The 5,634-nt window shown below is 34.6% G+C and carries 4 protein-coding genes; 3 read left to right on the top strand and 1 reads right to left on the bottom strand.

Annotated elements, in window-relative coordinates:
* The first annotated feature begins 197 nt into the window (after positions 1-197).
* The 3 genes from ACTQ5K_RS25155 to ACTQ5K_RS25145 all read left to right on the top strand — a co-directional run bounded on the left by ACTQ5K_RS25155 (position 198) and on the right by ACTQ5K_RS25145 (position 3,603).
* Positions 198-1,346 (top strand): murein hydrolase activator EnvC family protein, encoded by a 1,149-nt coding sequence (locus tag ACTQ5K_RS25155; protein WP_441131567.1) that lies wholly within the window; start codon positions 198-200, stop codon positions 1,344-1,346.
* A 78-nt stretch (positions 1,347-1,424) separates the two neighbouring features.
* Positions 1,425-3,431, top strand: coding sequence for a ferrous iron transport protein B (gene feoB, locus ACTQ5K_RS25150; RefSeq protein WP_441994436.1), 2,007 nt, complete (start codon positions 1,425-1,427; stop codon positions 3,429-3,431).
* A 19-nt stretch (positions 3,432-3,450) separates the two neighbouring features.
* Positions 3,451-3,603, top strand: coding sequence for a FeoB-associated Cys-rich membrane protein (locus ACTQ5K_RS25145; RefSeq protein WP_441131565.1), 153 nt, complete (start codon positions 3,451-3,453; stop codon positions 3,601-3,603).
* A 103-nt stretch (positions 3,604-3,706) separates the two neighbouring features.
* Here ACTQ5K_RS25145 and ACTQ5K_RS25140 read toward each other — a convergent pair whose 3' ends face one another.
* A complete protein-coding gene (locus tag ACTQ5K_RS25140) occupies positions 3,707-5,314 on the bottom strand; it encodes a multicopper oxidase family protein (RefSeq protein ID WP_441994435.1) in 1,608 nt (535 codons plus the stop codon).
* Positions 5,315-5,634: the final 320 nt, after the last annotated feature.

Here is a 5,634-nt window from a genome sequence, read left to right as displayed (position 1 = left end):
TCTAAGATCGGATCTCTTCATATAGCAAAACCTCCATTATGTGTAATCTCTAGGAGATTATCGCATATAAAAAAGCGTCAAACCATGTGGGTATAGTTTGACGCTTACTTTAGTAATACGATAGGATTAAATTCACTCTTGTTAATAGTAGAACTTTGTTTAATTATGAGTAGCGCAAAGAAAGGAAGAATACGAACGTGAAGAAAACTCTTGTTGCATTTTCATTAATCACTTCATTAGGGTTAGGCACTGTGTTAGGCGAGGTTTCTCCAGTAAAAGCAGCAGAATATACATCATCAGATGTAGAATCTGTTAATAATAAAATACAAGAATTACAAAAGAAATTGGAAACAGCTTCACTAGAGTTAGGAAAACTCAACTCTTCGATAAAAGAAACACAGACAGAAATAAATAATAAAAATCAACAAATTACCGAAACAAAGAGGAATATAGAAGGCCTTCAGGCAGAAATCGATGAGATATGGAAGCGAATAGAAGCAAGAAATGTAGTGCTAAAAGATCGTGCACGTTCATTGCAAGAATCCGGAGGAACCATTAGCTATTTAGAAGTTTTGCTTGGCGCTCAAAGTTTTGGTGACTTTATTAACAGAACAGAAGCAGTTTTAACCATTGTAGAAGCAGATCAAGACATCCTAAAGGAACATCAAAATGATAAGGAAAGAGTCGAGAAAGCTCAAGCAGAGCTAGAATCTGAACTATTATCAATAGAATCAATGCGTTCTGAATTGAAGAATAAAGAAGCAGATTTAATCACTAGTCAACAAGAACAAGAAACCAAAGAAAAGGCCATTCAAGATGAAGTGAAAGTTTTAGAAAAAGAAAGAAATGAAATGATGAATCAAATAAAAATAGCTAATGCCAATAAAACGAAAAAGGAAAGTACCCAAAATATTCAAAAACAATCTACTAGTTCATCTAATGATATAAAAGTGGAAGCCCCGCAAGGCAACGGAGATTTTATTTGGCCAACTATCGGTGGAGTCATTACCTCTTACCAAGGACCTCGTTGGGGGAGTTATCATAAAGGTATTGATATTGCAGCTCCTTCAGATTACTCTATCATTGCTTCAAAAGGTGGGACAGTTTACTATACAGGATGGTATTACAGTGCAGGTTTAACGGTTAAAATTAAACATGATAACGGTTATACCACAGAATACTCTCATTTAGATTCTATAGGTGTTGAAGTAGGGCAAATTGTAGCGCAAGGGCAAAAAGTAGGGATCATGGGTAATACAGGTGAATCAACTGGTACCCATCTTGACTTTAAAGTCTATCAAAATGGTAATTTATTAAATCCAATCGACGTTCTGCCTAAACGTTAAGGTTATTATCGATGATAAAAATTAATGTATTGTAATTCGTAGAAAGGGAGCTTTATAGACAGAAGTGGAGAGATAATAATGGAAATTGCGCTTCTTGGAAATCCGAATACAGGAAAGACATCTTTATTTAATAATTTAACAAGTTCATATGAATATGTAGGTAATTGGAGCGGTGTTACAGTAGAAAAAAAAGTAGGCTTATTGAAAAATAAAAGGGATAAACTTATTGATTTACCAGGTATTTATACATTAAGTCCACTTTCAAAGGATGAAGCTGTTGTCTCCCAATTTTTATTAGAAGACCATGTAGACAAGTTATTAAATATTCTGGATGCGTCTCAATTACATAGAAATTTGCATCTGACCATACAAATTTTAGAATATGGAAAGCCAGTTGATATCTGTTTGAATATGGTAGATGTTGCAAAACAAAGAGGTATATTAATTGATATAGAGAAATTATCCTCCCTTCTTGGAGTGAAAGTAACACCGGTTATTGCTAGATCAGGTAAGGGTTGTGAACAATTATCAGCCACATTATCGGTTAGCAAAGATAAATATTTTAACCGAAATTTAGTTGACTACGGCAAAGAAATTAAGGAAGCAATTGAAAAGATACAAGGGTTCCTTCATGAAAATAATAGCCTATCAACTAAATGGTTAACACTTCAATTATTGGAAGGTAACCAATACGTCAAGACATATTTAAAAGGTTATATGGAAGAAGAAGTACTAAATAATTTAATGGATGATATTGAGGTAAAAATAAAACAATCATACAAAGTTAAATCAGTTAGTCAATATATATACAGAAAACGCCAAGAATTTATAGATCACTTACTTAATAATTCTGTTACAAGAACTCATCAAAGTAACATTCCTTTAACAGATAAAATTGATCGAATTGTTACAAACCGAATATTGGGGATTCCTATCTTTTTATTCATGATGTATATCATGTTTATGTTAACCTTTGATTGGCTTGGAACCCCATTATCCGATTTATTGGATAGCCTTATTTCAGGTCCTGTTACAATAGGATTTGAAAGACTGTTATCTTTTTTTGGTGTTTCCGTATTTATTCGTGATTTAATCGTAGATGGAATTATTGCTGGTGTCGGTGGGGTATTAGTGTTTATTCCCCAAATGTTTATTCTGTTCTTTTTTATTGCTCTTTTGGAGGACTCCGGGTATATGGCAAGAGTGGCACTTGTTATGGACCGTATCATGGATAAAGTTGGTTTAAATGGAAAGGCATTTATCCCAATGATTATCGGATTTGGTTGTAATGTGCCAGGAATAATGGCAGCCAGAACGATTGAAACCCCAAAGGAAAGATTATTAACGACACTACTAACGCCTCTGATGTCCTGCTCTGCAAGACTTCCTATATATGCGTTATTTGTAGGTGCATTTTTTATCAAAAATAAAGCAATAGTTGTTTTATCATTATATGTACTTGGGATTGTACTCTCGTTAGTGTTAGCAAGAGTATTTTCAAAAACGATATTAAAAGGAGAAACATCTCTTTTTGTTATAGAATTACCGCCATATCGTCTACCCCAAGGGCAAGCATTATGGAAAAGTACGTGGGAAAAAGGAAAGGGATTTCTAAGAAAAGCAAGCACGTTTATTTTTGCCGGCTCTGTCCTTATATGGTTATTGTCTTATACAGGACCTGGCGGCTTAAATGTAGAGATGGATAAAAGCTTTTTATCAGTTATTGGTGGTGTGATCGCCCCTATTCTAGCTCCACTTGGGTTTGGTTCATGGCAGGCAGCTTCTTCCTTGTTAACTGGTTTTCTAGCAAAAGAAGCCATTATTTCAACCATGAATATCATTTACTTTGTACCAGATGAAGCGACGTTACAAGGTTTACTTGTTTCTCAATACACACCTCTAGCTGCATATAGCTTTATGGTCTTTATCTTGTTGTATATTCCTTGTTTAGCAACAACAGCAACCATTTATAAAGAAAGAGGTTCAAAAAAGTGGACCATTTTTTCTATTATATATTCACTTACTTTGGCCTATATAATTTCATTTCTAGTGTATCAAGGAGGAAGAATGTTTGGATTAGCATAAAGGAAAGAGGTGAAGTGGGATGATAGCAAGTATTGTAATTGGGATAGTTATTTTCGGTTATGCTGGATGGGCTTTCATTCGTCATGTCAAAAAATCAAAAGAAGGTAAGTGTTCTTCATGTAGAGAAGAAACTTCCAACACGAGTAGTTGTTGTAGTGGGAAAAATAATTAGTCTTATAAAGTGGATTATATAAAAAGCAGAAATAACTTTAATCATAAAAAGGGAAGTAGACACCGCAAAAACGGTTTCTACCTCTTTTTTTGAGAGACTATAGTTACTCAGGTTTATTATTGGCATTCGGATCAGGTGTAAAACTTGGTTGAAATCCTTCATATTTTATCATATCCACCATACCTGCTGTTGCATGGTGTAAATCATGACAGTGGAACAGCCAGTTTCCTGGATTGTCAGCTTCGAATGCGACAACATATTCATCACCGGGCTCTAAACTAATCGTATCTTTGAAAATAGGAGCCCCATCTAATGGATGACCATTTTTACTTAATACTTGGAAAAAGTGTCCATGTAAATGCATTGGGTGAATTACTCCAGTTGGAGAATTGTTGACTAATTTTACTTTAACTAAATCACCTTTATTTACATTAATACCATCGGTATTTGGGAACGTTTTACCATTAATTGTCCAGATATTATCTGTATTATTTCCGTTTAGATCCATTGTATATTCAACGTCATACTTTTGGTCAAGAGTAAATCCTCCATTTGTTGCATTCCCATAATTCGTAAACGAGAATATAGGTAATTTTTCATCCTGATTAGATTTATCATTAGAATCGTTATTTCCTTCATATTGAATCATGGCTTTCATTCCTTTTGAACCTTCCATGTCACCGTGACATTCTAGATACCATTCGCCAGGATTATCTGCAGTAAACTCGATATCATAACGTTCCCCTGGAGCAATTGAGATTAACTGATCTTTGATTTCCTTTGGTTCGTTTAATTCCTGACCGTCAATGGCTACCACTTTAAAGGTATGACCATGCAGATGAATGTTATGAGGTAAATAACCAATATTGGCTAAGCGTATCCGAATTTTTTCTCCTTCTTTTACTTTCAACGGTTCAATCGCTTCTCCACTCTTCCCGTTCATCGTGTAAATGTCGTACATATTCATATTATGTCCCATCGAAGCATTACCACTTTGTTCTTGATCATTAGAACTTGAGCCATGATCCATACCACTCATATTGCTGTGATCCATTCCGTTCATGTTGCTATTGTCCATACCAGCCATATCGCCAGAAGACATATCAGATACGGCAGAACTGCTGATCCACTCATCTAACATTAGAGTGTAATCTCTATCATATGTTTTCTCTTTTGGTTCTACAATAAAAGAGCCGTAAAGTCCCTTATCTAATTGGTTTACTGCATCTTGGTGTGTATGGTACATGTAAGTTCCTGGAACGGAAGCAATAAATTCATAAGTAAAGGATTCACCCGGTTGAACTGCATTTTGGGTTACACCAGGTATTCCATCCATTTCATTCGGAAGGGGAATACCGTGCCAGTGTATGGAAGTAGGCTCTGGTAATTCATTTTTAAAATTAATTTTAACCTTTTCTCCTTCCTTGACACGAATTTGTGAACCGGGTACAGAACCGTTAAAAGTAAAAGCCTCCACAGTCACCTTACTGTTTAATTGGTGGATGGCTTTTTTTGCTACTATAGTAAATTCATTTCCTGTTAATATTTCAAAATTAGTTGTTTTTAGCCCATCCACTTTTGATTCAGTTGCATCTACTATTTCATTTTCTTTGTTTTTTTCCTCTTCCTTCTCATTTGAACTTTGTTTTGAGGTACAGGCAGCTAGAATAAGAATCAAAAATACTACTAAAAAAGTAAGTTTACGTTTCATTAAAAATATCCCCTTTGTTTTAATTTTACAAAAATGATTATAGTAGCATTCCTGTTAGAAGGATTTTCGGGGACTTGAACAAAAAGAGCCCTCTTGGTATGATGCGGGGTGTCAAATCGTCGACGAAATGACCCCTAATTTGTAACCAAGGAGGACTCCATAATGGATTTTAAACAAAATCAGAAAATAAATCAAGTCACCGAGAAAAAACGATTGAGTCAAGTTTTTGTGGGAGTTTTTTTAGCTCCCTTTTTATAAAATAAAACTTTTAATTTTGTATCCGCTTTCTAAACATTTTCTTTCATCAAAATTTCGTTTTT

It is taken from the genome of Niallia sp. Sow4_A1 (assembly GCF_052116745.1).
Taxonomy (GTDB): domain Bacteria; phylum Bacillota; class Bacilli; order Bacillales; family Cytobacillaceae; genus Niallia; species Niallia hominis.
The sequence above is the reverse complement of the archived record's forward strand: the minus strand, read 5'-3'. Positions and strand labels throughout refer to the sequence as shown.

What these genes read in the sequence shown, in the direction of transcription:
- feoB (WP_441994436.1), top strand. Translation starts at nt 1,425, where the DNA reads ATGGAAATTGCGCTTCTTGGAAATCCGAATACAGGAAAGACATCTTTA.
- ACTQ5K_RS25145 (WP_441131565.1), top strand. Translation starts at nt 3,451, where the DNA reads ATGATAGCAAGTATTGTAATTGGGATAGTTATTTTCGGTTATGCTGGA.
- ACTQ5K_RS25140 (WP_441994435.1), bottom strand. Translation starts at nt 5,314, where the DNA reads ATGAAACGTAAACTTACTTTTTTAGTAGTATTTTTGATTCTTATTCTA.